Genomic DNA, 23,163 nt, shown 5'->3' on the forward strand with positions numbered 1-23,163 from the left:
TCAACCGACCGGCTGTTTGTGTGAAGTGATTCACATCCGCCGTGTCGATGGAGGCGCATTATAGGGAGTTCTCTGCTGACCGCAATAGAAAAATTGCAGAAAAATGACTGTTTGCTGCATTCCCCAGCAAAACCCCTGGTTATACCCATTTACGCACAGACTTATCCACAAAATGCGCGTTCATCTCCTGGATCTTCTCACTCTGCAAATGATCTTTCAGGGATACAAGCCGGGCCAGAATTTAAAAAGAAAAATTCGCGAGCGTTGCGCAAACGTTTTCGTTACAATGTCGCCGCAAAATGAGAATGCCCCATAAGGGGCGTTAGCTGAGTTTTTCACGAAAAATTCAGCTAACGCTCTCTGTAATCGTCAAATCCAGGGGATTTACCATGCAACAACGTCGTCCAGTCCGCCGCGCTTTGCTCAGTGTTTCTGACAAGGCCGGTATCATCGAATTCGCCCAGGCACTTTCCGCACGCGGTGTGGAGCTGCTGTCTACGGGGGGCACCGCCCGCCTGTTAGCAGAAAAAGGCCTGCCGGTGACCGAAGTTTCCGATTACACCGGTTTCCCGGAAATGATGGATGGACGCGTAAAGACCCTGCATCCAAAAGTACACGGTGGCATCCTCGGTCGTCGCGGTCAGGACGATGCCATTATGGAACAGCACCACATCGCCCCTATCGATATGGTTGTCGTTAACCTGTATCCGTTCGCCGAAACCGTGGCACGCGAAGGCTGCTCGCTGGCAGATGCAGTAGAGAACATTGATATCGGCGGCCCAACGATGGTTCGCTCCGCCGCGAAGAACCATAAAGACGTCGCCATCGTGGTTAAGAGCAGCGACTACGACGCCATTATTAAAGAGATGGATGCTAACGAAGGTTCTCTGACCCTCGACACCCGTTTCGATCTCGCGATTAAAGCCTTCGAACACACCGCCGCCTACGACAGCATGATCGCCAACTACTTCGGCAGCATGGTTCCGGCCTACCACGGCGAAAGCAAAGAAGCCGCCGGTCGCTTCCCGCGTACGCTGAACCTGAACTTCATTAAGAAGCAGGATATGCGCTACGGCGAGAACAGCCACCAGCAGGCTGCCTTCTATATAGAAGAGAATGTGAAAGAAGCGTCCGTTGCCACTGCACAACAGGTTCAGGGCAAAGCGCTCTCTTATAACAATATCGCCGATACCGACGCGGCACTCGAGTGCGTGAAAGAGTTCAACGAGCCGGCCTGCGTGATCGTCAAGCACGCCAACCCGTGCGGCGTGGCGGTGAGCACCACTATTCTCGACGCTTACGACCGTGCGTATAAAACCGACCCAACCTCCGCGTTCGGCGGCATTATCGCCTTCAACCGCGAACTGGATGCCGAAACCGCGCAGGCCATTATCTCCCGCCAGTTTGTCGAAGTGATCATCGCCCCGTCCGCAACCGAAGAAGCGCTGAAGATCACTGCCGCTAAACAGAACGTTCGCGTCCTGACCTGTGGCCAGTGGGCACAGCGTGTGCCGGGTCTGGACTTCAAGCGTGTTAACGGCGGCCTGCTGGTTCAGGATCGTGACCTGGGTATGGTGAGCGAAGCTGAACTGCGCGTGGTTTCCAAACGCCAGCCGACCGAGCAAGAGCTGCGCGATGCGCTGTTCTGCTGGAAAGTGGCAAAGTTCGTGAAATCTAACGCCATTGTGTATGCCAAAGAGAACATGACTATCGGCATAGGCGCAGGCCAGATGAGCCGCGTGTACTCCGCGAAAATCGCCGGGATTAAAGCGGCTGACGAAGGTCTGGAAGTGAAAGGTTCCGCGATGGCCTCTGACGCCTTCTTCCCGTTCCGCGATGGTATTGATGCCGCTGCCGCCATGGGCGTGAGCTGCGTGATCCAGCCTGGCGGTTCTATCCGTGATGATGAAGTCATTGCCGCTGCCGATGAACACGGTATCGCGATGATCTTTACCGACATGCGCCATTTCCGCCATTAATCCACGGAGCAGACGATGAAAGTATTAGTGATTGGTAACGGCGGGCGCGAACACGCGCTGGCCTGGAAAGCCGCACAGTCGCCGCTGGTTGATACCGTTTTTGTCGCACCGGGTAACGCCGGTACCGCGCTGGAGCCTGCGTTGCAGAACGTGGCTATCGGCGTCACCGATATTCCGGCGCTGCTGAGCTTTGCCCAGAACGAGAAGATCGATCTGACCATCGTTGGTCCAGAAGCGCCGCTGGTGATTGGCGTGGTCGATGCCTTCCGCGCCGCTGGCCTGAAGATCTTCGGCCCAACTGAAGGCGCTGCGCAACTGGAGGGCTCCAAAGCCTTCACCAAAGATTTCCTCGCCCGTCATCACATCCCGACGGCGGAGTACCAGAACTTCACCGAGATTGAGCCTGCCTTGGCTTACCTGCGCGAGAAAGGCGCGCCGATTGTGATTAAAGCCGACGGTCTGGCCGCCGGTAAAGGCGTTATCGTGGCGATGACGCTGGAAGAAGCAGAAGCTGCCGTACACGATATGCTGGCCGGTAACGCCTTTGGCGACGCGGGTCACCGCATCGTTATCGAAGAGTTCCTCGACGGCGAGGAAGCGAGCTTTATCGTGATGGTCGACGGCGAGCACGTGCTGCCGATGGCCACCAGCCAGGACCACAAGCGCGTAGGTAACGGCGATACCGGCCCGAACACTGGCGGTATGGGGGCCTACTCACCGGCGCCGGTGGTGACTGATGAAGTGCACCAGCGCACCATGGAACGCATCATCTGGCCAACCGTGAAAGGCATGGCGGCGGAAGGTAACACTTACACCGGCTTCCTGTATGCGGGTCTGATGATCGACAAGCAGGGCAACCCGAAAGTTATCGAGTTCAACTGCCGCTTCGGCGATCCGGAAACCCAGCCAATCATGCTGCGCATGAAGTCGGATCTGGTGGATCTGTGCCTGGCCGCCTGTGACGGCAAGCTGGATGAGAAAACCTCCGAGTGGGACGAACGCGCTTCATTAGGCGTGGTGATCGCCGCGGGCGGTTATCCGGGCAACTACAACACTGGCGATGAGATCCACGGCCTGCCGCTGGAAGAAGTGGCTGACGGTAAGGTTTTCCACGCGGGCACCAAACTCGCCGATGACGACCGTGTGCTGACCAGCGGCGGTCGCGTACTGTGCGCCACCGCGCTGGGCCACACCGTGGCCGAAGCGCAGAAACGCGCTTACGCCCTGATGGCCGACATCCGCTGGGACGGCAGCTTCAGCCGTAACGACATTGGCTGGCGCGCCATTGAGCGTGAGCAAAACTAACGGCTGAGTTTAGCCAGCAGCGTTTTGCGCGTAATGCCCAATTGACGGGCGGCTTCCGTTTTGTTGCCGCCCGTTTTTTCCAGCGCCGCCAGAATGATCTCTTTTTCCACATCGACCAACGGTTGGATTTCGGCGCTGTTTTCCGCTTTTATCGGCGTCGCGGCAATAGCGAGAGGCAATTCGCGTTCAGAAATGTATTCTCCCGTCAGCAACACCACCGCCCGCTCGATAGCGTTTTCCAGCTCACGGATATTGCCCGGCCAGTCGTAGTGGATCAGCAGATCCATCGCCTGCGGCGTAAACCCCTTCACCACTTTGCGGTTACGTTCGGCAAAACGCCGCAGAAAATGGTCTGCCAGTAGCGGAATATCTTCCCGACGCTGGCGCAAAGAAGGCATTTCAATCGCCACCACATTCAGGCGGTAATAGAGATCCTGGCGAAAGCGACCGGCACTCACCTCTTCCGCCAGGTCGCGGTGGGTAGCGGCAATTAACCGAACATCCACAGATATCGTCTGGTTACTTCCCACGCGTTGCACTTCGCGCTCCTGAATCGCCCGCAGCAAACGTACCTGCATTAACGGCGAGATATCGCCGATTTCATCAAGAAACAATGTCCCGCCGTCAGCTTCGACAAAGCGTCCCTCCCGACGTTTATCCGCGCCGGTAAACGCGCCTTTTTCGTGTCCGAACAGCTCGGACTCCAGCAGCGATTCATTAAGCGCGGCGCAGTTGAGCGTGACCAGCGGTCTATCGCTCCTGGCGCTACAGGCGTGTAGCGCCCGCGCCACCAGCTCTTTACCCGTGCCGGAGTCTCCGTGAATCAATACCGTGGCGTCTGATGGTGCGACCATCGCGATTTCATTCAGTAAATGTTGCATCGCCGGACTGCTGCCAATCATGCCAAACTGCGCAGCCGACGCCGATGGCAATTCAGCGCCCGTTTCCCGCGTATGCGCCAACGCCTTTTCCAGCGTCTCCTGCAGACGGTCAAAATCCAGCGGTTTAATTAAATAGTCGAGCGCGCCGGCTTTCAACGCCTCTACCGCCGTTTCCACGCTGGAAAATGCCGTCATAATCAAAATCGGAATGGCGGGGTTGAGCGCTTTAATCTCCTTCAGCGTGGCGATACCGTCCATCTCCGCCATACGCACATCGCACAGTACCAGATCAAAGACTTTCTCACGCACCTGAGCCAACGCATCATGCCCACTGTAGGCCAGAGCGACGTTATAGCCCCAGCCCCGAAGCAGCGCCTGTAAAATCGTGCAGTGGCTTACATCATCATCCACAACCAGAATATCGATTTTTCCGCGTATCACCCTTGTTAATCCTGTTGTCTCGCTATCACTGGCAACCAGATAGTAAAGACCGCGCCTTTACCCTCAATACTTTTCACCTTAATCGCACCGCCATGCTGTTCGATGATATTTTGCACCACCGCCAGCCCCAGGCCTGTCCCGTCAGCTTTGGTCGTAAAATAAGGCGTAAAAATCGCCTCCAGCTGATCCGGGGCGATCCCTTTCCCGCTATCGGTAACAGTGATGATAACGCGGTCGGTCCCACTTTCTTTTGCCTCTACGGTAATCGTTCCCTGGCGGCCAATCGCATGAATAGCGTTCAGGTACAAATTCAATAGCACCTGAGTCAGCCTGTCCGGGTCAGCCTGAATACGCTTAAGCGTCTCATTCGCCGTGAATTTCAACTGAATCTCTCTGCTTTGGGCATCCTGACTGACCAGATTCAGGGAGTGAGTAATAATATCATTGAGGTTAACCGCCTGGAGCGTCAGATGCGCGGGCTTTACCAGTTCGAGCAATTCGCTTACCACCCGGTTCAAACGGTCGGCCTCTTTGGCCATCACCTGCGCCAGTTCATGCGACTCGCCGCCGGCAGGCGTGCGCTCGGCAAAGTATTTCGCCAGCCCTTTGATGGACGAGAGCGGGTTACGAATTTCGTGCGCGACGCCCGCCGCCAGATGCCCCATCGCCACCAGCTTTTCTTTACGCTTCATTGCATCAAGCAGTTCTCTGTGCGAGCGCTGATAACGCTGATGCCAAAAAAACGCCAGTAACGTTGCCAACAGCACCGCCGCTAACGCAGACAAAACAATCAGCGTATTACGCCACTCCCTTGCCTGTGTCGCGGCCAGCTCGCTGGCGTCAAAGGCAATAAAAATAGTTTGTTTCGCTGGTTCGTCGTCATTGGCGCTACGCGCCATGCCGTGCCCCCTCATACCGTGACCTCTCATACCGAAAAGCGGCTGGAACTGACGGTAAATTTCCAGCGCAGGCACCGTCTCGCCGTTAGCAGCAACGTCGACACGCCGCCAACGCTCCTGCGGCCCGGGGTTTAGTTGATGCATTTCAGATGCGGAATAGAGCGATTTGCCCACCATGCCAGGGTTGCTATGAGTGATGATTACCCCCTGCGCATCCGTTACGGCGAACCACAACACGCCTGGCTGACCCGCCATCTCTTCCAGCAATGTCTGCTGCTGCGCGTGATGCATCCGCATTCCCATACCTACTCGCGTGCCGGACTCCAGAGCGCGAATGAGTACATTTCCCTTTTCCAGCAGCGTCTGCCTGGCAGCAGCGCTCTCACGGCCATAGTCGCGAATGACCATAATGGAAAATAGCCCCACCAGAATGAAGATCGCCGCAGGTAACAGCCGACTCAACCACGTTGCAGCGGCATCTTTATGTAATCGTATAAAACTCACAGGCTTCCCCGGCTCGTTTTTATTTTCCTTACTTAAGCAGAGATCATGCCATTCTTCGCTCCGCATAACCGCGCGTTGCCGCACACCCTTTCGGATACGGATGGGTAAAAATGACTCGCCAGGCGGGTCATGCGAGTCATTTTTACTCGCTTTTTGCCGCCTGAGGCGGGTTAACTCGCTGCCCGACAAGGAATAGTTACCTGGCACGGAAGATGCAAGAGAGAGGATAAGATGAGCAACAGGAGAACGCAAAATGAAACGGAACAATAAATCAGCTATCGCGCTAATCGCCCTCTCTCTTTTGGCCCTGAGCTCCGGCGCCGCCTTCGCCGGGCATCACTGGGGCAACAATGACGGTATGTGGCAACAGGGAGGTAGCCCGTTAACTACGGAACAGCAGGCGACGGCGCAGAAGATTTATGATGATTACTATACGCAGACCAGCGCGCTGCGCCAGCAACTGATATCCAAACGTTATGAATACAACGCGCTACTGACCGCCAGTTCGCCGGATACTGCGAAAATTAACGCGGTTGCCAAAGAGATGGAGTCATTAGGCCAGAAGTTAGATGAGCAACGCGTGAAACGGGATGTCGCGATAGCGCAGGCTGGCATACCACGCGGCGCAGGAATGGGCTATGGCGGTTGCGGCGGCTATGGCGGCGGTTATCATCGCGGCGGCGGTCATATGGGTATGGGAAACTGGTAAAGCATGTTTGCCGAATGGCGGCTTCGCCATTCGGTATTCCATCAAAAGGTTTTCGCTTGCGGCTGCCAGTGACAGAAATCTGAATTCGCCACCAGCAAAAGTTGCGATCCTTCCGGCGCCTCCAGCCATGCTACGCTCACCTCTACCGATGAGTGGTTCTGGCGGCGCTCAATGTGGCTTATTGCCCAGGAATCCAGATCCGGTTTCAGCGTTTCACCTTCACAGGTGGTTACCGTATGGTCGGCGTGCCAGCGTCCCTGGCGTAGTATGACCCGCCCCAGGCGCAATGCGTCGCTGGTCTGACGGATTTGTTCGGCGCGATAGCGATACAAGGCAATCTGATCGTTGGAAAGCTGCTGCTTCTGCCCCCCGACTTCACGCTGCATAAAACTGAGTTCGCCATGAGCGTCGAAACGCGCGCGAATATGTTCTGGCGGTTTGCTGTAAATATTGAGTTCAATAAGCGAAAGCGTATCACCCTGCCAACGATATTCGCTGGTCGTCGTGCTACCACTATGCCACGGGCTAAAAACAGAAAGCAGATGGACTTCATCGTTCGTATCTTTACGCCAGATACGCACCGCGCCGTGATCGCCGGCAAAGCCGCTGGCAGTAAACGGAGGCGGTGAAGCGTTATGACTGCAGGCAGTCAGCAACAGCGCGCCAGAAAACAGAAACGCGCGACGCCAGACGGACAAAAGGGGCTGACAAGCCCCTTCGATAAAACTGTTCACAGTTACGCGTCTTACTTAACTGCGTCTTTCAGAGCTTTACCAGAAACAAACGCCGGTACGTTAGCGGCGGCGATTTTGATTTCTTTACCGGTCTGTGGGTTACGGCCAGTGCGCTCAGCACGGTGGTTCACTTTGAAGGTACCGAAACCAACCAGTTGTACAGCATCGCCTTCTTTCAGAGACTCAGTAATAGCAGCCAGAGTGGATTCCAGAGCAGCTTTAGCCTGGGTTTTGGACAGTTCTGCTTTGTCTGCAATTACATCAATCAGTTGAGTCTTGTTCATAAGTTATCCTTACAATGTGTTTATCGCTTGCTAAGCATCGAGTGCGACGGAAATGCCAGAAAAGCACTCTCCTGCATACACGCACCGATAGCCACTTTTTTTCGCCTCCCAAATGTAGACCAGACGGGGGGCATAAGGGAAGCCTTATGGCACGACAAATCAGACGTTAAATCACGTTTTCTGGTGTCATTGCTGAAAATTTATACCGATATTGCTCTCACCAGCCTCGCGCAGGTCTGCCCTGAGCCCTTTTATCAGTTCAATATCGCGTTCTTCGCAGTCGGCTAAAAGTCGGAATATTTCCCACTGAATATCCCATTCCTGTTCAACGGCAGGGTTCGTTTTGAGCTCCTCATCGGTCATTTCCCGACCAGCCTGAGTCATTTCCAACATCGCTACCGTAGTAATGGAAGTCTTACTAACCTCAATAGCGTGTTCCAGCGTTTCGCCGCTAAGGCGAGAATGCATTAATTCGCTTAATGCGACGCAGGCATCAATCGCCGGGTAAACGCCGTACAGATCATAGTCGTCAGCTGCCGGAATTGCCTCTTCAAACTTCTCCAGTTGGCTATCGAAATTGACCTTTGCATCTTTCACCGTCAGGGTTTCCCAGATCAGATCCAGAATGCGACGGTAGATCTGTCCGTCGCCGAATTCCGTCTGCTTGCAAAACATGGCGTAGTTCGGGTACATGCGCTCGCACAAGCAGGCCATAAAGGTAACGTGCTGCCAGCTTTCCAGCCGTTCCAGACGCAAATGAATCGGGTTTTGTAACATGATGGAATCTCGAATCGGAAATTAGCGGCAGTTTACCTGAATCAGCGCTGAATTTCTTGCCAACGAACAAACGCCGGACGCCCGGAAGCGACGGCATCCGCCCAGCGCGTCGGCTCCGGCAGGCGATACCCTTTCATACAGCGCTGTACCCACGCCAGCGCGCTGTCAGTACTGACCCGGTGCCCTGTCGCGATAAACAGCGGATTACAGCGCGCCTTGCTGCGCCATACCCACGCCAGTTGCTCGCCTTTATCCATTAAGGGGCTAAGTGCGCCAGGTTCGGTGGAAAGTGGTTCAAATTTACCGCATAGCCGTTTTTTCGCTACGCCGATGGTCGGCACGTCCACCAACAGTCCAAAATGACTGGCGACGCCAAGCCGACGCGGATGCGAAATACCGTGACCGTCCACAAACAGCAAATCGGGCTTTTGCGAGAGCTGTTCCCACGCTGCCAGCAGCGCAGGATATTCACGAAAAGAGAGAAAGCCGGGGATATACGGCATGGTGGTGGCAATACGCGCCACCTTGTACTCTACCAGCTCAAGCGACGGATATTTCAGCAATACCATCGCCGCCCGCGTCACCTCGCCGCCCTGCTCAAAACCGACGTCCGCCCCGCCGATAAACGCTGGCGGATCTTTGTCCAGGCGATCTTCGCGGCAAACCGATGAAGCAAGTTCTATCTGTTGAGCGCGTAGCGACGCGAGATCCATACTAACTCCTTAGCTGTGATACTGCGCAGAAAGTCGGTGCACTGCCTCCACAAATGCGCCAGCATGTTCTGGCGGCACATCCTGATGGATGCCATGTCCAAGGTTAAAGACGTGCCCTTCTCCCTGACCGAAACCAGCAAGTATAGTCGCTACTTCGTCTTCGATCCGTGCCGGCGGCGCATACAGCATCGAGGGGTCCATATTGCCCTGCAGCGCCACTTTATGGCCAACGCGACGGCGCGCATCGGCGATATCTGTCGTCCAGTCGAGACCCAGCGCGTCGCAGCCGGTTTCCGCCATCGCCTCCAGCCACTGACCGCCACCTTTAGTGAACAGCGTTACCGGCACGCGGCGACCGTCGTTTTCACGCAGCAGGCCATCGACGATTTTATGCATGTAGTAGAGGGAGAATTGCTGGTAATCGCGGCCAGTCAGCACGCCGCCCCAGGTGTCGAAAATCATCACCGACTGCGCGCCCGCTTTGATTTGCGCGTTGAGGTACATCGTGACGCTTTTCGCCAACTTATCCAGCAGCAGATGCAACGCCTGCGGGTCAGCGTACATCATCTTTTTAATCACCGTGAAGGCTTTGCTACTGCCGCCTTCCACCATGTAAGTCGCCAGCGTCCACGGGCTGCCGGAGAAGCCGATCAGAGGAACCTCGCCTTTTAGTTCGCGGCGGATGGTCCGTACCGCATTCATCACATAGCCCAGTTCATCCTCCGGATCGGGAATGGGCAGCTTATCGACATCGGCTTTGCAGGTGACAGGGGCCGTAAAGCGCGGGCCTTCCCCGGCTTCAAAATAGAGCCCCAGGCCCATCGCGTCCGGAATCGTCAGGATATCCGAGAAAAGGATCGCCGCATCAAGCGGATAACGGCGCAGCGGCTGTAAAGTGACCTCGCAGGCCAGTTCGGCATTTTTGCACAGCGACATAAAATCGCCCGCCTGAGCGCGAGTGGCTTTGTACTCCGGTAGATAACGGCCCGCCTGGCGCATCATCCACACTGGCGTAACATCAACGGGCTGGCGCAGCAGCGCACGTAGATAACGATCGTTTTTGAGTTCGGTCATTTTTACATTCCTTTAGCGTTGATGCGCCCAGTGTAACATGTCAATCATATTCAGCCCGACACATTGCCACCGTATCTTCGATCAAACGGCGCGCGACGGTGCCCGGCGGCGGCAGTAGCGGCAGATCGTCATAACGGTACCAATTTGCTTCCAACAGTTCTTTCGGGTCGATGACAATCTCGCCGCTGTCATACTCCGCCATGAAAGCAGTCATCAGCGACTGCGGGAAAGGCCACGGCTGGGAAGTCACATAGCGCAGATTTTTCACCTTAATCCCGCTTTCCTCCATGACTTCGCGCGCCACAGCCTGCTCCAGGGTTTCGCCGACTTCAACAAACCCGGCCAGTACCGTATGCACGCCGTTGCGGTGGCGAACATGCCGGGCAAGTAGAATAGAATCCTCACGGCGAATGGCAACAATAATGCAGGGGGCGATTTGCGGGTAGTAACGCTCGCGGCAATGGCTGCACAGCATCGCCCATTCGGTTTTACTCGGGTGCATAGGGTGCCCGCAATAGCCGCAAAATTTATGCGAACGATAAAACTCCGCCAACTGTACGCCACGTCCCGCCAGTTGAAACAGCCCGGCATCCTGATCGATAACCTGGCGAACCGATCCCATATCATGACGTCGATGCTGTAACACCAGCCAGACGGGCTCGCCTTGCCATTCACCTATCCGGAGTGCGCGCTGCCCCACAAGATCGAAATTTGCCGCCAGCCCGTGTGGTAATTCCCCATACGGCAACCATAATTTTTGTTCATGGCTGACGATCCACCAGCCACTCTCTAATTTTTCAATTATACGATCCATAGCTCTTGCACTACCTTTGCTTCACTGGCATGTTGTTAACATTATTTTTACATTCATGGCGAGCAGCCTTTATCTAACTTGCGGAGACAATCATGCTAAACCAGCTGGAAAACCTGACGGAGCGCGTTGGCGGAAGCAACAAACTGGTCGATCGCTGGCTGGATGTACGTAAGCACCTGCTCGTGGCTTACTACAATCTGGTTGGCATTAAGCCTGGCAAAGAATCGTACATGCGGCTGAATGAAAAAGCGCTGGATGATTTTTGTCAGAGCCTGGTCGATTACCTTTCCGCCGGGCACTTCAGTATTTATGAACGTATTCTCCATAAATTGGAAGGAAACGGTCAGCTTTTACATGCGGCAAAAATCTGGCCGCTGCTGGAAGATAATACGCAGCGCATTATGGATTATTACGACACCAGCCTGGAAACTGCCATCGATCACGATAATTGTCTCGAATTTCAACAAGCTCTGTCAGATATCGGCGAAGCGCTGGAAGCCCGCTTTGTGCTGGAAGACAAGCTGATTATGCTGGTGTTTGACGCGATGCACGACGGCGCCAGAGTCAAACGTCCCGCTTGAGTTCTGCGCGAGTAACGGGTAGTTTACTTCAGCCCCCTCTTCGGAGGGGCGGTTATCTTGTCGGAGTGCTAATTTTCCACAAAAGCGTTCGTGATGCGTCAAGGCGGCAAGTCGGTGAATCTCCAGGAGCTTACATAAGTAAGTGACTGGAGTGAGCGGACGAAGCCAACGAAGAGGCAGCGCGAAGGATGAAGTGGAAAAGGCTGAGACCGTTAATTCGGGATCCGCGGAACCTGATCAGGTTAATACCTGCGAAGGGAACAAGAGTAATTCTGCTTTATGCTGCTGCCTTTACGGGCGGCGCACATCCATTACTCCATCCGTCGTCTGACAAGCCACGTCCTTAATTTTTTGGAATGAGCTATGTCTACAACAACGTTAACCCGCCGCGAGCAGCGCGCTAAAGCCCAGCATTTTATCGATACGCTGGAAGGGACTGCCTTTCCCAACTCGAAACGCATCTACGTGACCGGTTCGCAGCATGATATTCGCGTACCGATGCGCGAAATTCAACTGAGCCCGACGCTCATCGGCGGCAGCAAAGACAACCCGCAGTTTGAAGAGAACGAAGCCGTGCCGGTGTACGACACCTCCGGCCCGTATGGCGATCCTGAGGTGGCGATTAACGTCCAGCAGGGTCTGGCGAAACTGCGCCAGCCATGGATTGACGCACGTAACGATAGCGAAGAATTAGACGACCGTAGCTCGGCTTACACCAGAGAACGTCTGGCCGACGATGGCCTGGACGATCTGCGTTTTACCGACCTGCTGACGCCGAAACGCGCTAAAGCGGGCAAGCGCGTGACGCAACTTCATTATGCCCGCAAGGGGATCGTCACTCCCGAAATGGAGTTCATCGCCATCCGCGAAAACATGGGCCGCGAGCGCATTCGTAGTGAAGTGCTGCGCCACCAGCATCCGGGCATGAACTTTGGCGCGCGCCTGCCGGAAAACATTACGCCGGAATTCGTGCGTGATGAAGTCGCCGCGGGCCGCGCGATTATTCCCGCCAACATCAACCACCCGGAATCCGAGCCGATGATTATCGGCCGCAACTTCCTGGTCAAAGTGAATGCCAACATCGGCAACTCGGCGGTCACCTCCTCCATCGAAGAAGAGGTGGAAAAACTGGTCTGGTCGACCCGCTGGGGCGCGGACACGGTAATGGACCTCTCCACCGGTCGCTATATTCACGAAACCCGCGAATGGATCCTGCGTAACAGCCCGGTACCGATCGGCACCGTCCCGATCTACCAGGCGCTGGAAAAGGTCAACGGGATCGCCAAAGATCTTACCTGGGAAGCGTTCCGCGACACGCTGCTGGAGCAGGCCGAACAGGGCGTCGACTACTTCACCATCCACGCCGGCGTGCTGCTGCGCTACGTGCCGATGACCGCCAAACGCCTGACCGGTATTGTCTCGCGCGGCGGTTCGATCATGGCAAAGTGGTGTCTCTCCCATCACAAAGAGAACTTCCTGTTCGAACATTTCCGCGAAATTTGTGAAATCTGCGCCGCCTACGACGTTTCCCTGTCGCTGGGCGACGGCCTGCGCCCCGGCTCCATTCAGGACGCCAACGACGAAGCGCAGTTCTCCGAGCTGCATACGCTGGGCGAGTTGACCAAAATCGCCTGGGAATACGACGTGCAGGTGATGATTGAAGGCCCGGGACACGTGCCGATGCATATGATTCAGCGCAACATGACCGAAGAGCTGGAGAGCTGCCACGAAGCGCCGTTCTACACCTTAGGGCCGTTGACCACCGATATCGCGCCGGGCTATGACCACTTCACCTCTGGCATTGGCGCGGCGATGATCGGCTGGTTTGGCTGCGCGATGCTGTGCTACGTGACGCCGAAAGAGCATCTCGGCCTGCCGAACAAAGAAGATGTGAAGCAGGGGCTGATCACCTACAAAATCGCCGCCCACGCCGCGGATTTAGCCAAAGGGCATCCGGGCGCGCAGATCCGCGATAACGCCATGTCGAAAGCGCGCTTCGAATTCCGCTGGGAAGACCAGTTTAACCTTGCGCTCGACCCCTTCACCGCCCGCGCTTATCACGATGAAACCCTGCCGCAGGAGTCCGGTAAGGTCGCTCACTTCTGTTCCATGTGCGGGCCGAAGTTCTGCTCGATGAAAATCAGCCAGGAAGTACGTGACTACGCCGCCGCACAAACCATTGAAGTGGGGATGGCGGATATGTCGGAAAACTTCCGCGCCAAAGGCGGCGAAATTTATCTCAAACGGGAGGAAGCCTGATGTATCAGCCTAATTTCCCAACCGTACCGTTCCGCCTCGGGCTTTACCCGGTGGTGGACAGCGTTGCGTGGATTGAGCGTCTGCTGGAGGCGGGCGTGCGCACGATCCAACTGCGTATCAAAGATAAACACGATGACGAAGTGGAAGCCGACGTTATCGCCGCCATTGCGCTGGGGCGTCGTTATGACGCCCGCCTGTTTATCAACGACTACTGGCGACTGGCAATTAAGCACAACGCCTACGGCGTGCATCTCGGCCAGGAAGACCTTGAAACCACCGACCTGAAGGCCATTCAGGCGGCGGGCTTACGCCTCGGCGTATCGACCCACGATGATATGGAGATTGACGTCGCACTCGCCGCTAAGCCTTCTTATATCGCGCTCGGCCACGTCTTCCCCACGCAAACCAAGCAGATGCCTTCCGCCCCACAGGGGCTGGCGCAGCTGGTGCGGCATATTGAACGACTGGCGGATTATCCCACCGTGGCGATCGGCGGCATCAGCCTTGAACGCGCTTCGGCGGTACTGGCGACCGGCGTCGGCAGTATTGCCGTGGTCAGCGCCATTACTCAGGCTGCCGACTGGCGCGACGCTACCGCGCAGTTACTGGCAATCGCGGGAGTGGGCGATGAATGACCGCGATTTTATGCGCTACAGTCGGCAAATCCTGCTCGGCGATATCGCCATTGAAGGCCAGCAAAAGCTGCTCAATAGCCATGTATTGATTGTCGGCTTAGGCGGATTGGGTTCGCCTGCCGCGCTGTATCTGGCGGGAGCAGGCATCGGCACACTGACGCTGGCGGATGATGACGATGTTCACTTGAGCAATCTCCAGCGGCAAATTCTGTTCACCACCGACGATATCGCGCGTTCAAAATCTCAGGTTGCCCAGCAGCACCTGACACGGCTCAACCCGGATATCGAACTGGTATCACTCCAGCAGCGACTAAAAGGCGAGGCACTGCGGCATGCGGTAGCGCGTGCCGACGTGGTGCTCGACTGTACCGACAACATGGCGACCCGTCAGGAAATTAACGCCGCCTGCGTGGCACTGAATACACCATTAATTACCGCCAGCGCCGTTGGTTTTGGCGGCCAAGTGATGGTCCTCACGCCACCGTGGGAACAAGGCTGTTACCGCTGCCTGTGGCCAGATGATGTGGAGCCTGAACGCAACTGCCGTACCGCCGGTATCGTCGGACCGGTTGTTGGCGTGATGGGCACCTTACAGGCGCTGGAAGCGATTAAATTACTCAGCGGTATTGAGACGCCCAGCGGAGAGCTACGCCTGTTTGACGGTAAAACCAGCCAGTGGCGCAGCCTGGCGCTGCGTCGTGCCAGCGGCTGTCCGGTATGCGGGGGGCGACATGCAAATTCAATTCAATGACGAGCCGATGCAGTGCGCCGAAGGGCAAACCGTCAGCAGCCTACTCGCTACGCTTAATCAGCTTAAACCAGGCGCGGCGTTGGCGCTCAATCAGCAGATCCTGCCGCGCGAGCAGTGGCGGCAACATATCGTGCAGGAAGGCGACCAGATCCTGCTTTTTCAGGTTATTGCAGGGGGTTGAGATGTTACGTATTGCCGACAAAACGTTTGATTCACATCTGTTCACCGGTACCGGGAAGTTTGCCTCATCGCAACTGATGGTCGAGGCAATTCGCGCTTCCGGCAGCCAACTGGTGACGCTGGCGATGAAGCGCGTGGACCTGCGCCAGCACAATGATGCGATTCTGGCGCCGCTGATTGAAGCGGGCGTCACGCTGCTGCCCAATACCTCCGGGGCGAAAACCGCCGAAGAGGCGATCTTCGCTGCCCAACTGGCGCGCGAAGCGCTGGGCACTCACTGGCTAAAATTAGAAATCCACCCGGACGCCCGTTGGCTGCTGCCGGACCCGATCGAAACGCTAAAAGCTGCCGAGGCACTGGTGAAGCAAGGTTTTGTGGTGCTGCCCTACTGCGGCGCGGATCCGGTGTTGTGCAAGCGGCTGGAAGAGGTCGGCTGCGCGGCGGTGATGCCGCTTGGCGCGCCTATCGGTTCGAATCAGGGGCTGGAAACCAAAGCGATGCTGGAGATTATTATCCAGCAGGCGACCGTGCCGGTGGTGGTTGATGCGGGCATTGGCGTGCCCAGCCACGCCGCTCAAGCGCTGGAAATGGGCGCTGATGCGGTGCTGGTTAACACCGCTATTGCCGTGGCGGACGATCCGGTGATGATGGCAACCGCTTTCCGTCTGGCGGTGGAAGCCGGATTACTGGCGCGTCAGGCGGTGCCGGGTAATCGTAGCACCTACGCCAGCGCCACCAGCCCGCTCACCGGATTTCTGGAGGCCCTGGCATGAAAACTTTCAGCGACCGTTGGCGGCAACTGGAGTGGGACGATATTCGCCTGCGCATCAACGGTAAAACTGCCGCCGACGTGGAGCGAGCACTGAACGCCGCGCATCTTAGCCGGGACGATTTGATGGCGTTGCTCTCCCCCGCCGCCGCCGATTATCTGGAACCGATGGCGCAGCGGGCACAAAGGCTGACCCGACAACGCTTTGGCAACACCGTCAGTTTCTACGTGCCGCTTTATCTCTCAAACCTCTGTGCCAACGACTGCACCTACTGCGGCTTCTCAATGAGCAACCGCATCAAGCGTAAGACGCTGGATGAGGTGGATATTCAAAGGGAGTGCGATGCTATCCGTAAACTGGGCTTTGAGCATCTGTTGCTGGTGACTGGCGAACATCAGGCCAAAGTAGGAATGGACTATTTTCGCCGTCATTTACCGGCTATCCGCCGTCAATTTTCATCATTACAGATGGAAGTCCAGCCCTTGTCGCAAGAAAACTATGCGGAGCTCAAAACGCTGGGGATCGATGGCGTGATGGTTTATCAGGAAACTTACCATGAGGCAATCTATGCACAGCATCACCTGAAGGGAAAGAAACAGGACTTTTTCTGGCGGCTGGAAACGCCGGATCGGTTAGGCCGGGCAGGTATCGACAAAATCGGTCTTGGCGCGCTAATTGGTCTGTCGGACAACTGGCGGGTGGATTGCTATATGGTGGCGGAGCATCTGTTGTGGATGCAGAAACACTACTGGCAGAGTCGCTATTCTGTTTCCTTCCCGCGTCTGCGTCCGTGTACTGGCGGTGTGGAACCCGCATCTGTGATGGATGAAAAGCAACTGGTGCAAACGATTTGCGCTTTCCGGTTATTGGCGCCGGAAATTGAATTATCACTCTCCACCCGCGAATCGCCGTGGTTTCGAGACCATGTGATTCCTCTGGCAATCAACAACGTCAGCGCCTTCTCAAAAACGCAGCCCGGCGGCTACGCTGACGATCATCCGGAACTGGAGCAGTTTTCTCCCCACGATGCCCGTCGGCCTGAAACAGTAGCAAGCGCGTTAAGCGCGCAAGGATTGCAGCCCGTCTGGAAAGACTGGGACAGTTGGCTGGGGCGCGCTTCGCAAACGCGGTGAACCCGTATGTAAACGCATTAGTATTTCACGAACGAGTACGTAATGCGAAAAACGGGAGATTGTTATCGACCTCCCGTTTTTTTATTTTGTCATCGTCAGCAATGGAAGCTGACCAGGGCAAATTATCCCTTCCTCATTTTTGCCCAGCCTTCTCCCCTTCATCAGTAACTGACGACCGGGGGCTGGCCACTGGATTATCGAAATAGCGGTGAACTTGAAGTTTTCGGGCAGCGTTCCTGACTGTAATTTCGCTGGCGACCCCTCTTCCAACCGTGTCTGCTGATCGTTTTTGTCCATAAAATGATGCCCCAGAACAACGGAATCAGGGGCGAACCCATCAGGGAAAAATGTGTTGCGGCCGGACGCCGATGGTAACGTTACTTGATGGAAAACGCATCTGGGCTGAGAAAAAGTTAAGCCAGATGTAATCTGACAGATATCTGTATAAATAACCGGTAACTGTCAGATCAGGTCTGAGATAATACATATCATTTTACCTATACGCACTACATCCTCGGACATCTGGGATTGATGTATTGTCCGATTATAAAGTCGTCTGTGTGTTTTTTTCGGCCTAAAGACCTTAATGGAATTAAATACTCCATTTAATAATTTAAAATATCCCGTGTAAACAATCAATAAAACAGGTTTATCATTTAATGTATGAACAGCAGGCATTTTATAATGGCGAGCCAATAGACTTTAATAACTTAGATTTATGGGATAAATTTAAAGTCACATTTGGACTCAATGTTACAGAAAAAATCAAACCCAATGGTAAAAAATTTCAATTTTGAGTATTGTGGATTCTCTACTTTTATTACGCAGGTTGATGGCGTTGGCGGGATTTTAGCAAAGTGGCTCTCAAACAAACATAATGTGATTGTCCCAACGCCTTATACATTCGGTCAAGACCCCATTCCTGGCGTCAATCTTTATCGTAATACAAAAGCAAAATTTGTTATGGCTAACGGCGGTAATAGTCTTCCCTGTGCGATGGCAAAATATAATGCAACAACTGGACAATTTATTCATATAACCAGTGACAATGAGTTTTCACAAATAATGCGAGAAACAAGAGTCATGAAAAAATAATTCATTTATTCATTAAATTTATAATTACAGATAAAATCAAGAGCCAGCATGGCATTGAAAAATAAAATACGGCTTTTTTATCCGCGCTGGTTTTGACTTGATGAAGAATAACGGTGGCGACAATAATAATAAGACAATAAATAAATATAAGTAATGATTTATGGTGAAGTATATATAACGATAGAAACAATAAAAAAGCGGACAGAACGTTTGAAATGGTTATCTTTTTTGTAAATACCAAAAGACTAAACATTAAATAGATTAATGAAATAATCGCTGGCATTTTCTTTCCTTGTAGGCAAGCGACCCGGGATTCGGTATCCAGCATGAAGCTGGTGGAGGGATAAATGCCCCTCCACCATTTAACGATTACTCGTTATCAGAACCGCCCAGACCTGCGTTCAGCAGCTCTGCCAGGCTTGCAGATGCATCTTCCGCAGTGACCTGCGGTGTTGCTGGCTGCTCGCCCGCGGCGCGACGGCGCATACGATCCTGGTGGTACGCGTAACCGGTACCGGCCGGAATCAGACGACCCACGATAACGTTCTCTTTCAGGCCGCGCAGTTCGTCGCGTTTACCCGCAACGGCTGCTTCGGTCAGGACACGCGTGGTCTCCTGGAACGATGCGGCAGAGATGAACGACTCGGTTGCCAGAGACGCTTTGGTAATACCCAGCAGATCGCGGGAGAAGGTAGCCCCCACTTTGCCGTTCGCTTCCAGCTCGCGGTTAGCGATCTTGACGCGAGAGTATTCAACCTGTTCGCCTTCCAGGAAGTCGGAACTACCGGCGCTTTCGATGGTCGCTTTACGCAGCATCTGACGAACGATAACTTCGATGTGTTTATCGTTAATCTTAACGCCCTGCAGACGGTATACATCCTGAACTTCGTTAACAATGTAACGCGTCACAGCATGAACGCCACGCAGACGCAGAATGTCGTGCGGCGCTTCCGGACCATCGGAAATCACATCACCACGTTCTACACGTTCCCCTTCGAACACGTTGAGCTGACGCCATTTCGGAATCATCTCTTCGTACGGGTCACTACCATCAACCGGCGTGATCACCAGACGACGTTTGCCTTTGGTTTCTTTACCGAAGGAAACGATACCTGCGATTTCAGCAAGGATTGCCGGCTCTTTCGGACGACGCGCTTCGAACAGATCCGCAACGCGCGGCAGACCACCGGTAATATCCTTGGTACCGCCGGATTCCTGCGGAATACGCGCCAGGGTGTCACCAGAACTGATCTGTACGCCATCTTCCAGCTGTACAATCGCTTTACCCGGCAGGAAGTACTGCGCAGGCATATCGGTACCCGGGATCAGAACGTCATTACCCTGAGCATCAACGATTTTCAGCGCCGGACGCAGATCTTTACCACCGGTAGTACGTTCAGCCGAATCCAGAACCACCAGCGAAGACAAACCGGTCAGTTCGTCGGTCTGACGCGTAATGGTCTGACCGTCGATCATGTCAGTGAAGCGGATGAAACCACTCACTTCGGTGATAACCGGCATGGTGTGCGGGTCCCAGTTTGCCACGGTTTCGCCGCCGGCAACCTGCTCGCCATCACCTTTCGCCATGACAGCGCCATAAGGCACTTTATAGCTCTCTTTGGTACGACCGAATTCGTCGATCAGCTTCAGTTCGGTGTTACGGGAAGTGATAACCAGTTTACCGCTGGAGTTCACAACCGACTTCACGTTGCTGAGCTTGATGCTACCTTTGTTCTTAACCTGGATGCTGGATTCAGCAGCCGCACGCGATGCCGCACCACCGATGTGGAACGTACGCATCGTCAGCTGTGTACCCGGTTCACCGATGGACTGTGCCGCGATAACGCCGATAGCTTCACCTTTGTTGATGATGTGGCCACGCGCCAGGTCACGACCATAGCAGTGCGCACATACACCAAAGTCGGTGTCGCAGGATACAACAGAACGCACTTTAACGGCGTCAACGGAGTTTGCTTCCAGCAGGTCACACCACTGTTCGTGCAGCAGCGTGTTGCGTGGAACCAGAATGTCCGCGGTACCCGGTTTCAGCACATCTTCCGCCGTCACACGACCCAGAACGCGGTCACGCAGCGGCTCTTTCACGTCGCCACCCTCGATAACCGGGGTCATCAGGATACCTTCGTGCGTACCACAGTCATCTTCGGTCACCACCAGATCCTGCGCGACGTCAACCAGACGACGGGTCAGATAACCGGAGTTCGCGGTTTTCAGTGCGGTATCCGCCAGACCTTTACGCGCACCGTGCGTGGAGATGAAGTACTGGAGTACGTTCAGACCTTCACGGAAGTTCGCGGTGATTGGCGTTTCGATGATGGAGCCATCCGGCTTCGCCATCAGACCACGCATACCTGCCAGCTGACGAATCTGTGCCGCAGAACCACGCGCACCGGAGTCGGCCATCATATAGATGCTGTTGAAGGAGACCTGCTGCTCTTCCTGGCCGTCACGGTTAATCACGGTTTCGGTTTGCAGGTTATCCATCATCGCTTTGGATACACGATCGTTCGCCGCAGCCCAGATATCGATAACTTTGTTATAGCGTTCGCCAGCGGTTACCAGACCAGACTGGAACTGCTCCTGGATCTCAGCAACTTCGGCTTCCGCTTCAGAGATGATCTCGTGTTTTTTCTCCGGGATGACCATGTCATCAATACCAACGGACGCACCTGAACGCGCTGCATAAGCAAAGCCGGTGTACATCGTCTGGTCCGCAAAAATAACGGTCGGTTTCAGGCCCAGAATACGGTAGCAAGTGTTCAGCATTTTGGAGATCGCTTTCTTGCCCAGCGCCTGGTTGACGATGGAGAAAGGCAGACCTTTCGGTACGATCATCCACAGAATGGCGCGACCAACGGTCGTGTCTTTCAGGCTGGTGTGCGCAACGAATTCGCCGTTTTCATCTTTTTCATATTCAGTGATACGCACTTTAACGCGCGCATGCAGAGAGGCCAGACCTGCGCGATAGATACGCTCAGCTTCTTTCGGGCCAGTCAGCACCATGCCTTCGCCTTTGGCGTTAACACAGTCACGGGTCATGTAGTACAGACCCAATACCACGTCCTGAGACGGAACGATGATAGGTTCGCCGTTCGCCGGAGACAGGATGTTGTTGGTAGACATCATCAGCGCACGCGCTTCGAGCTGGGCTTCCAGCGTCAGCGGTACGTGAACAGCCATCTGGTCACCATCGAAGTCGGCGTTATATGCCGCACAAACCAGCGGGTGCAGCTGGATAGCTTTACCTTCGATCAGTACCGGTTCAAATGCCTGGATACCCAAACGGTGCAGTGTTGGTGCACGGTTCAGCAGTACCGGGTGTTCGCGGATCACTTCGTCCAGGATATCCCAAACGACAGCTTCTTCGCGCTCAACCATTTTCTTCGCGGCTTTGATAGTGGTGGCCAGGCCACGCAGTTCCAGTTTGCCGTAGATGAACGGTTTGAACAGCTCCAGGGCCATTTTCTTCGGCAGACCGCACTGGTGCAGACGCAGGTATGGACCTACGGTGATTACAGAACGACCGGAGTAGTCAACACGCTTACCGAGCAGGTTCTGACGGAAACGACCTTGTTTACCTTTGATCATGTCGGCCAAAGATTTCAGAGGACGCTTGTTAGAACCGGTGATCGCACGACCGCGACGACCGTTATCCAACAGGGCGTCAACCGCTTCCTGCAGCATACGTTTTTCGTTGCGTACGATGATGTCCGGCGCAGCCAGATCCAGCAGACGCTTCAGACGGTTGTTACGGTTAATGACGCGACGATACAGATCGTTCAGATCTGACGTGGCGAAACGACCACCATCCAGCGGAACCAGCGGACGCAGATCTGGCGGCAGAACCGGCAGAACGGTCAGGATCATCCACTCTGGCTTGTTGCCAGACTGAACGAAGGCTTCCAGCAGTTTGATACGCTTGGTCAGCTTTTTACGCTTGGTTTCGGAGTTGGTTTCGTTCAGCTCTTCGCGCAGAGTTTCACACTCTTGCTCCAGATCCATGCTCTTCAGCAGGGCCTGGATAGCTTCCGCACCCATCTTCGCGTCGAATTCGTCACCGAACTCTTCCAGCGCGTCCAGATACTGCTCTTCAGTCAGAATCTGTTGACGTTCCAGGTTGGTCATACCGCCTTCGATAACCACATAAGATTCGAAGTACAGTACGCGTTCGATATCGCGCAACGGCATATCGAGCAGCAGACCGATACGGGACGGCAGCGATTTCAGGAACCAGATGTGAGCAGTCGGAGACGCCAGCTCGATGTGGCCCATACGCTCACGGCGTACTTTAGTCTGGGTCACTTCAACGCCGCACTTCTCACAAATAACACCACGGTGTTTCAGGCGCTTGTACTTACCGCACAGGCACTCGTAGTCTTTTACCGGCCCAAAGATACGGGCGCAGAAAAGGCCGTCACGCTCAGGTTTGAACGTACGGTAGTTGATGGTTTCCGGCTTTTTAACTTCACCGAAAGACCATGAACGGATCATGTCTGGCGAAGCCAGAGCAATTTTGATCGCATCAAACTCTTCGGTTTTAGTCTGCGCTTTCAGAAACTTTAATAAATCTTTCACGGATTTGCTCCCGTCGGAGTTAGCACAATCTGGTGTCGGGTTTTACCCCGAC

At 54.7% G+C, this 23,163-nt stretch carries 21 protein-coding genes, 2 pseudogenes and 1 riboswitch; of the genes and pseudogenes, 12 read left to right on the forward strand and 11 right to left on the reverse strand.

Going from position 1 to position 23,163, the window contains the following annotated elements:
- The first annotated feature begins 389 nt into the window (after positions 1 to 389).
- Both purH and purD read left to right on the forward strand, forming a co-directional pair.
- On the forward strand, positions 390 to 1,979 hold the full coding sequence (purH, locus tag HU143_RS21060) for a bifunctional phosphoribosylaminoimidazolecarboxamide formyltransferase/IMP cyclohydrolase (protein WP_023226528.1): 1,590 nt from the start codon (positions 390 to 392) through the stop codon (positions 1,977 to 1,979).
- A gap of 15 nt (positions 1,980 to 1,994) precedes the next feature.
- Positions 1,995 to 3,284, forward strand: coding sequence for a phosphoribosylamine--glycine ligase (gene purD / locus HU143_RS21065; RefSeq protein ID WP_023226529.1), 1,290 nt, complete (start codon positions 1,995 to 1,997; stop codon positions 3,282 to 3,284).
- Here purD and zraR read toward each other — a convergent pair.
- Entirely contained in the window at positions 3,281 to 4,606 is a 1,326-nt protein-coding gene (gene zraR, locus HU143_RS21070; RefSeq protein WP_001621493.1) for a sigma-54-dependent response regulator transcription factor ZraR, read from the reverse strand. The genes purD and zraR overlap by 4 nt on opposite strands.
- A 5-nt stretch (positions 4,607 to 4,611) precedes the next feature.
- Positions 4,612 to 6,009 (reverse strand): two-component system sensor histidine kinase ZraS, encoded by a 1,398-nt coding sequence (zraS, locus tag HU143_RS21075; protein WP_023226530.1) that lies wholly within the window; start codon positions 6,007 to 6,009, stop codon positions 4,612 to 4,614.
- 253 nt (positions 6,010 to 6,262) lie between these two features.
- On the opposite strand from zraS, the gene zraP reads away from it, so the two are divergent.
- On the forward strand, positions 6,263 to 6,718 hold the full coding sequence (gene zraP / locus HU143_RS21080) for a zinc resistance sensor/chaperone ZraP (protein WP_023226531.1): 456 nt from the start codon (positions 6,263 to 6,265) through the stop codon (positions 6,716 to 6,718).
- Between the two features lie 41 nt (positions 6,719 to 6,759).
- Here zraP and HU143_RS21085 read toward each other — a convergent pair whose 3' ends face one another.
- The 6 genes from HU143_RS21085 to nudC form a co-directional block, all read right to left on the reverse strand.
- The gene (locus HU143_RS21085; protein ID WP_001083923.1) at positions 6,760 to 7,452 is read right to left on the reverse strand and encodes a DUF1481 domain-containing protein; all 693 of its coding nucleotides are present in this window, start codon (positions 7,450 to 7,452) and stop codon (positions 6,760 to 6,762) included.
- An 11-nt stretch (positions 7,453 to 7,463) separates the two neighbouring features.
- Positions 7,464 to 7,736, reverse strand: a complete 273-nt coding sequence (gene hupA / locus HU143_RS21090; RefSeq protein WP_001044509.1) for a nucleoid-associated protein HU-alpha — start codon at positions 7,734 to 7,736, stop codon at positions 7,464 to 7,466.
- A gap of 186 nt (positions 7,737 to 7,922) precedes the next feature.
- The gene (locus tag HU143_RS21095; protein WP_000940092.1) at positions 7,923 to 8,513 is read right to left on the reverse strand and encodes a YjaG family protein; all 591 of its coding nucleotides are present in this window, start codon (positions 8,511 to 8,513) and stop codon (positions 7,923 to 7,925) included.
- Positions 8,514 to 8,554: 41 nt separating this feature from the next.
- Positions 8,555 to 9,226, reverse strand: coding sequence for a deoxyribonuclease V (nfi, locus tag HU143_RS21100; RefSeq protein ID WP_000362363.1), 672 nt, complete (start codon positions 9,224 to 9,226; stop codon positions 8,555 to 8,557).
- Positions 9,227 to 9,235: 9 nt separating this feature from the next.
- On the reverse strand, positions 9,236 to 10,300 hold the full coding sequence (gene hemE / locus HU143_RS21105; protein WP_051129342.1) for a uroporphyrinogen decarboxylase: 1,065 nt from the start codon (positions 10,298 to 10,300) through the stop codon (positions 9,236 to 9,238).
- Between the two features lie 40 nt (positions 10,301 to 10,340).
- The gene (nudC, locus tag HU143_RS21110; protein ID WP_000373960.1) at positions 10,341 to 11,114 is read right to left on the reverse strand and encodes an NAD(+) diphosphatase; all 774 of its coding nucleotides are present in this window, start codon (positions 11,112 to 11,114) and stop codon (positions 10,341 to 10,343) included.
- 92 nt (positions 11,115 to 11,206) lie between these two features.
- On the opposite strand from nudC, the gene rsd reads away from it, so the two are divergent.
- The 7 genes from rsd to thiH all read left to right on the forward strand — a co-directional run bounded on the left by rsd (position 11,207) and on the right by thiH (position 17,423).
- On the forward strand, positions 11,207 to 11,695 hold the full coding sequence (rsd, locus tag HU143_RS21115; protein WP_000934315.1) for a sigma D regulator: 489 nt from the start codon (positions 11,207 to 11,209) through the stop codon (positions 11,693 to 11,695).
- A 52-nt stretch (positions 11,696 to 11,747) separates the two neighbouring features.
- Positions 11,748 to 11,972, forward strand: a riboswitch (TPP riboswitch).
- Positions 11,973 to 12,058: 86 nt separating this feature from the next.
- Positions 12,059 to 13,954, forward strand: coding sequence for a phosphomethylpyrimidine synthase ThiC (gene thiC / locus HU143_RS21120; protein ID WP_023226532.1), 1,896 nt, complete (start codon positions 12,059 to 12,061; stop codon positions 13,952 to 13,954).
- Complete coding sequence (thiE, locus tag HU143_RS21125; RefSeq protein WP_023226533.1) at positions 13,954 to 14,589, forward strand: thiamine phosphate synthase; 636 nt, start codon at positions 13,954 to 13,956, stop codon at positions 14,587 to 14,589. Before thiC ends, thiE begins: the two co-directional genes overlap by 1 nt.
- Entirely contained in the window at positions 14,582 to 15,340 is a 759-nt protein-coding gene (locus HU143_RS21130) for a HesA/MoeB/ThiF family protein (RefSeq protein WP_023226534.1), read from the forward strand. Before thiE ends, HU143_RS21130 begins: the two co-directional genes overlap by 8 nt.
- Positions 15,321 to 15,521, forward strand: coding sequence for a sulfur carrier protein ThiS (gene thiS / locus HU143_RS21135; protein WP_001166846.1), 201 nt, complete (start codon positions 15,321 to 15,323; stop codon positions 15,519 to 15,521). The genes HU143_RS21130 and thiS overlap by 20 nt, the downstream gene beginning before the upstream one ends.
- A gap of 1 nt (position 15,522) precedes the next feature.
- A complete protein-coding gene (gene thiG / locus HU143_RS21140) occupies positions 15,523 to 16,293 on the forward strand; it encodes a thiazole synthase (protein ID WP_000944068.1) in 771 nt (256 codons plus the stop codon).
- Positions 16,290 to 17,423, forward strand: coding sequence for a 2-iminoacetate synthase ThiH (gene thiH, locus HU143_RS21145; protein ID WP_023226535.1), 1,134 nt, complete (start codon positions 16,290 to 16,292; stop codon positions 17,421 to 17,423). The genes thiG and thiH overlap by 4 nt, the downstream gene beginning before the upstream one ends.
- Positions 17,424 to 17,576: 153 nt before the next feature.
- On the opposite strand, the pseudogene HU143_RS21150 reads toward thiH, so the two are convergent.
- A pseudogene (locus tag HU143_RS21150) lies at positions 17,577 to 17,761 on the reverse strand (hypothetical protein); the annotation flags it as partial.
- Between HU143_RS21150 and HU143_RS24875 the strand changes: the two are divergent.
- Positions 17,744 to 17,851: pseudogene (locus tag HU143_RS24875) on the forward strand (IS481 family transposase); the annotation flags it as partial. The pseudogenes HU143_RS21150 and HU143_RS24875 sit on opposite strands and share 18 nt — an antisense overlap.
- Before the next feature lie 322 nt (positions 17,852 to 18,173).
- On the forward strand, positions 18,174 to 18,518 hold the full coding sequence (locus HU143_RS21155) for a hypothetical protein (RefSeq protein ID WP_001627468.1): 345 nt from the start codon (positions 18,174 to 18,176) through the stop codon (positions 18,516 to 18,518).
- 1 nt (position 18,519) lies between these two features.
- Here the strand turns inward: HU143_RS21155 and HU143_RS21160 are convergent, their stop codons facing one another.
- Together HU143_RS21160 and rpoC are read right to left on the reverse strand one after the other, a co-directional pair.
- Positions 18,520 to 18,846 carry a hypothetical protein gene (locus HU143_RS21160; protein WP_015675457.1) on the reverse strand — a complete coding sequence of 109 codons (327 nt, stop codon included), beginning with the start codon at positions 18,844 to 18,846 and terminating at the stop codon, positions 18,520 to 18,522.
- 41 nt (positions 18,847 to 18,887) lie between these two features.
- Entirely contained in the window at positions 18,888 to 23,111 is a 4,224-nt protein-coding gene (gene rpoC, locus HU143_RS21165; protein ID WP_000653965.1) for a DNA-directed RNA polymerase subunit beta', read from the reverse strand.
- Between the last annotated feature and the right edge of the window lie 52 nt (positions 23,112 to 23,163).

It is taken from the genome of Salmonella sp. SJTUF14076 (assembly GCF_015534835.1).
Lineage (GTDB): Bacteria > Pseudomonadota > Gammaproteobacteria > Enterobacterales > Enterobacteriaceae > Salmonella > Salmonella enterica.

What these genes read in the sequence shown, in the direction of transcription:
- thiE (WP_023226533.1), top strand. Translation starts at nt 13,954, where the DNA reads ATGTATCAGCCTAATTTCCCAACCGTACCGTTCCGCCTCGGGCTTTAC.
- HU143_RS21160 (WP_015675457.1), bottom strand. Translation starts at nt 18,846, where the DNA reads ATGCTGGATACCGAATCCCGGGTCGCTTGCCTACAAGGAAAGAAAATG.
- purD (WP_023226529.1), top strand. Translation starts at nt 1,995, where the DNA reads ATGAAAGTATTAGTGATTGGTAACGGCGGGCGCGAACACGCGCTGGCC.
- thiG (WP_000944068.1), top strand. Translation starts at nt 15,523, where the DNA reads ATGTTACGTATTGCCGACAAAACGTTTGATTCACATCTGTTCACCGGT.
- HU143_RS21130 (WP_023226534.1), top strand. Translation starts at nt 14,582, where the DNA reads ATGAATGACCGCGATTTTATGCGCTACAGTCGGCAAATCCTGCTCGGC.
- zraP (WP_023226531.1), top strand. Translation starts at nt 6,263, where the DNA reads ATGAAACGGAACAATAAATCAGCTATCGCGCTAATCGCCCTCTCTCTT.
- purH (WP_023226528.1), top strand. Translation starts at nt 390, where the DNA reads ATGCAACAACGTCGTCCAGTCCGCCGCGCTTTGCTCAGTGTTTCTGAC.
- hupA (WP_001044509.1), bottom strand. Translation starts at nt 7,736, where the DNA reads ATGAACAAGACTCAACTGATTGATGTAATTGCAGACAAAGCAGAACTG.
- thiH (WP_023226535.1), top strand. Translation starts at nt 16,290, where the DNA reads ATGAAAACTTTCAGCGACCGTTGGCGGCAACTGGAGTGGGACGATATT.
- thiC (WP_023226532.1), top strand. Translation starts at nt 12,059, where the DNA reads ATGTCTACAACAACGTTAACCCGCCGCGAGCAGCGCGCTAAAGCCCAG.
- rsd (WP_000934315.1), top strand. Translation starts at nt 11,207, where the DNA reads ATGCTAAACCAGCTGGAAAACCTGACGGAGCGCGTTGGCGGAAGCAAC.
- HU143_RS21155 (WP_001627468.1), top strand. Translation starts at nt 18,174, where the DNA reads ATGTTACAGAAAAAATCAAACCCAATGGTAAAAAATTTCAATTTTGAG.
- thiS (WP_001166846.1), top strand. Translation starts at nt 15,321, where the DNA reads ATGCAAATTCAATTCAATGACGAGCCGATGCAGTGCGCCGAAGGGCAA.
- hemE (WP_051129342.1), bottom strand. Translation starts at nt 10,300, where the DNA reads ATGACCGAACTCAAAAACGATCGTTATCTACGTGCGCTGCTGCGCCAG.
- nudC (WP_000373960.1), bottom strand. Translation starts at nt 11,114, where the DNA reads ATGGATCGTATAATTGAAAAATTAGAGAGTGGCTGGTGGATCGTCAGC.
- HU143_RS21095 (WP_000940092.1), bottom strand. Translation starts at nt 8,513, where the DNA reads ATGTTACAAAACCCGATTCATTTGCGTCTGGAACGGCTGGAAAGCTGG.
- nfi (WP_000362363.1), bottom strand. Translation starts at nt 9,226, where the DNA reads ATGGATCTCGCGTCGCTACGCGCTCAACAGATAGAACTTGCTTCATCG.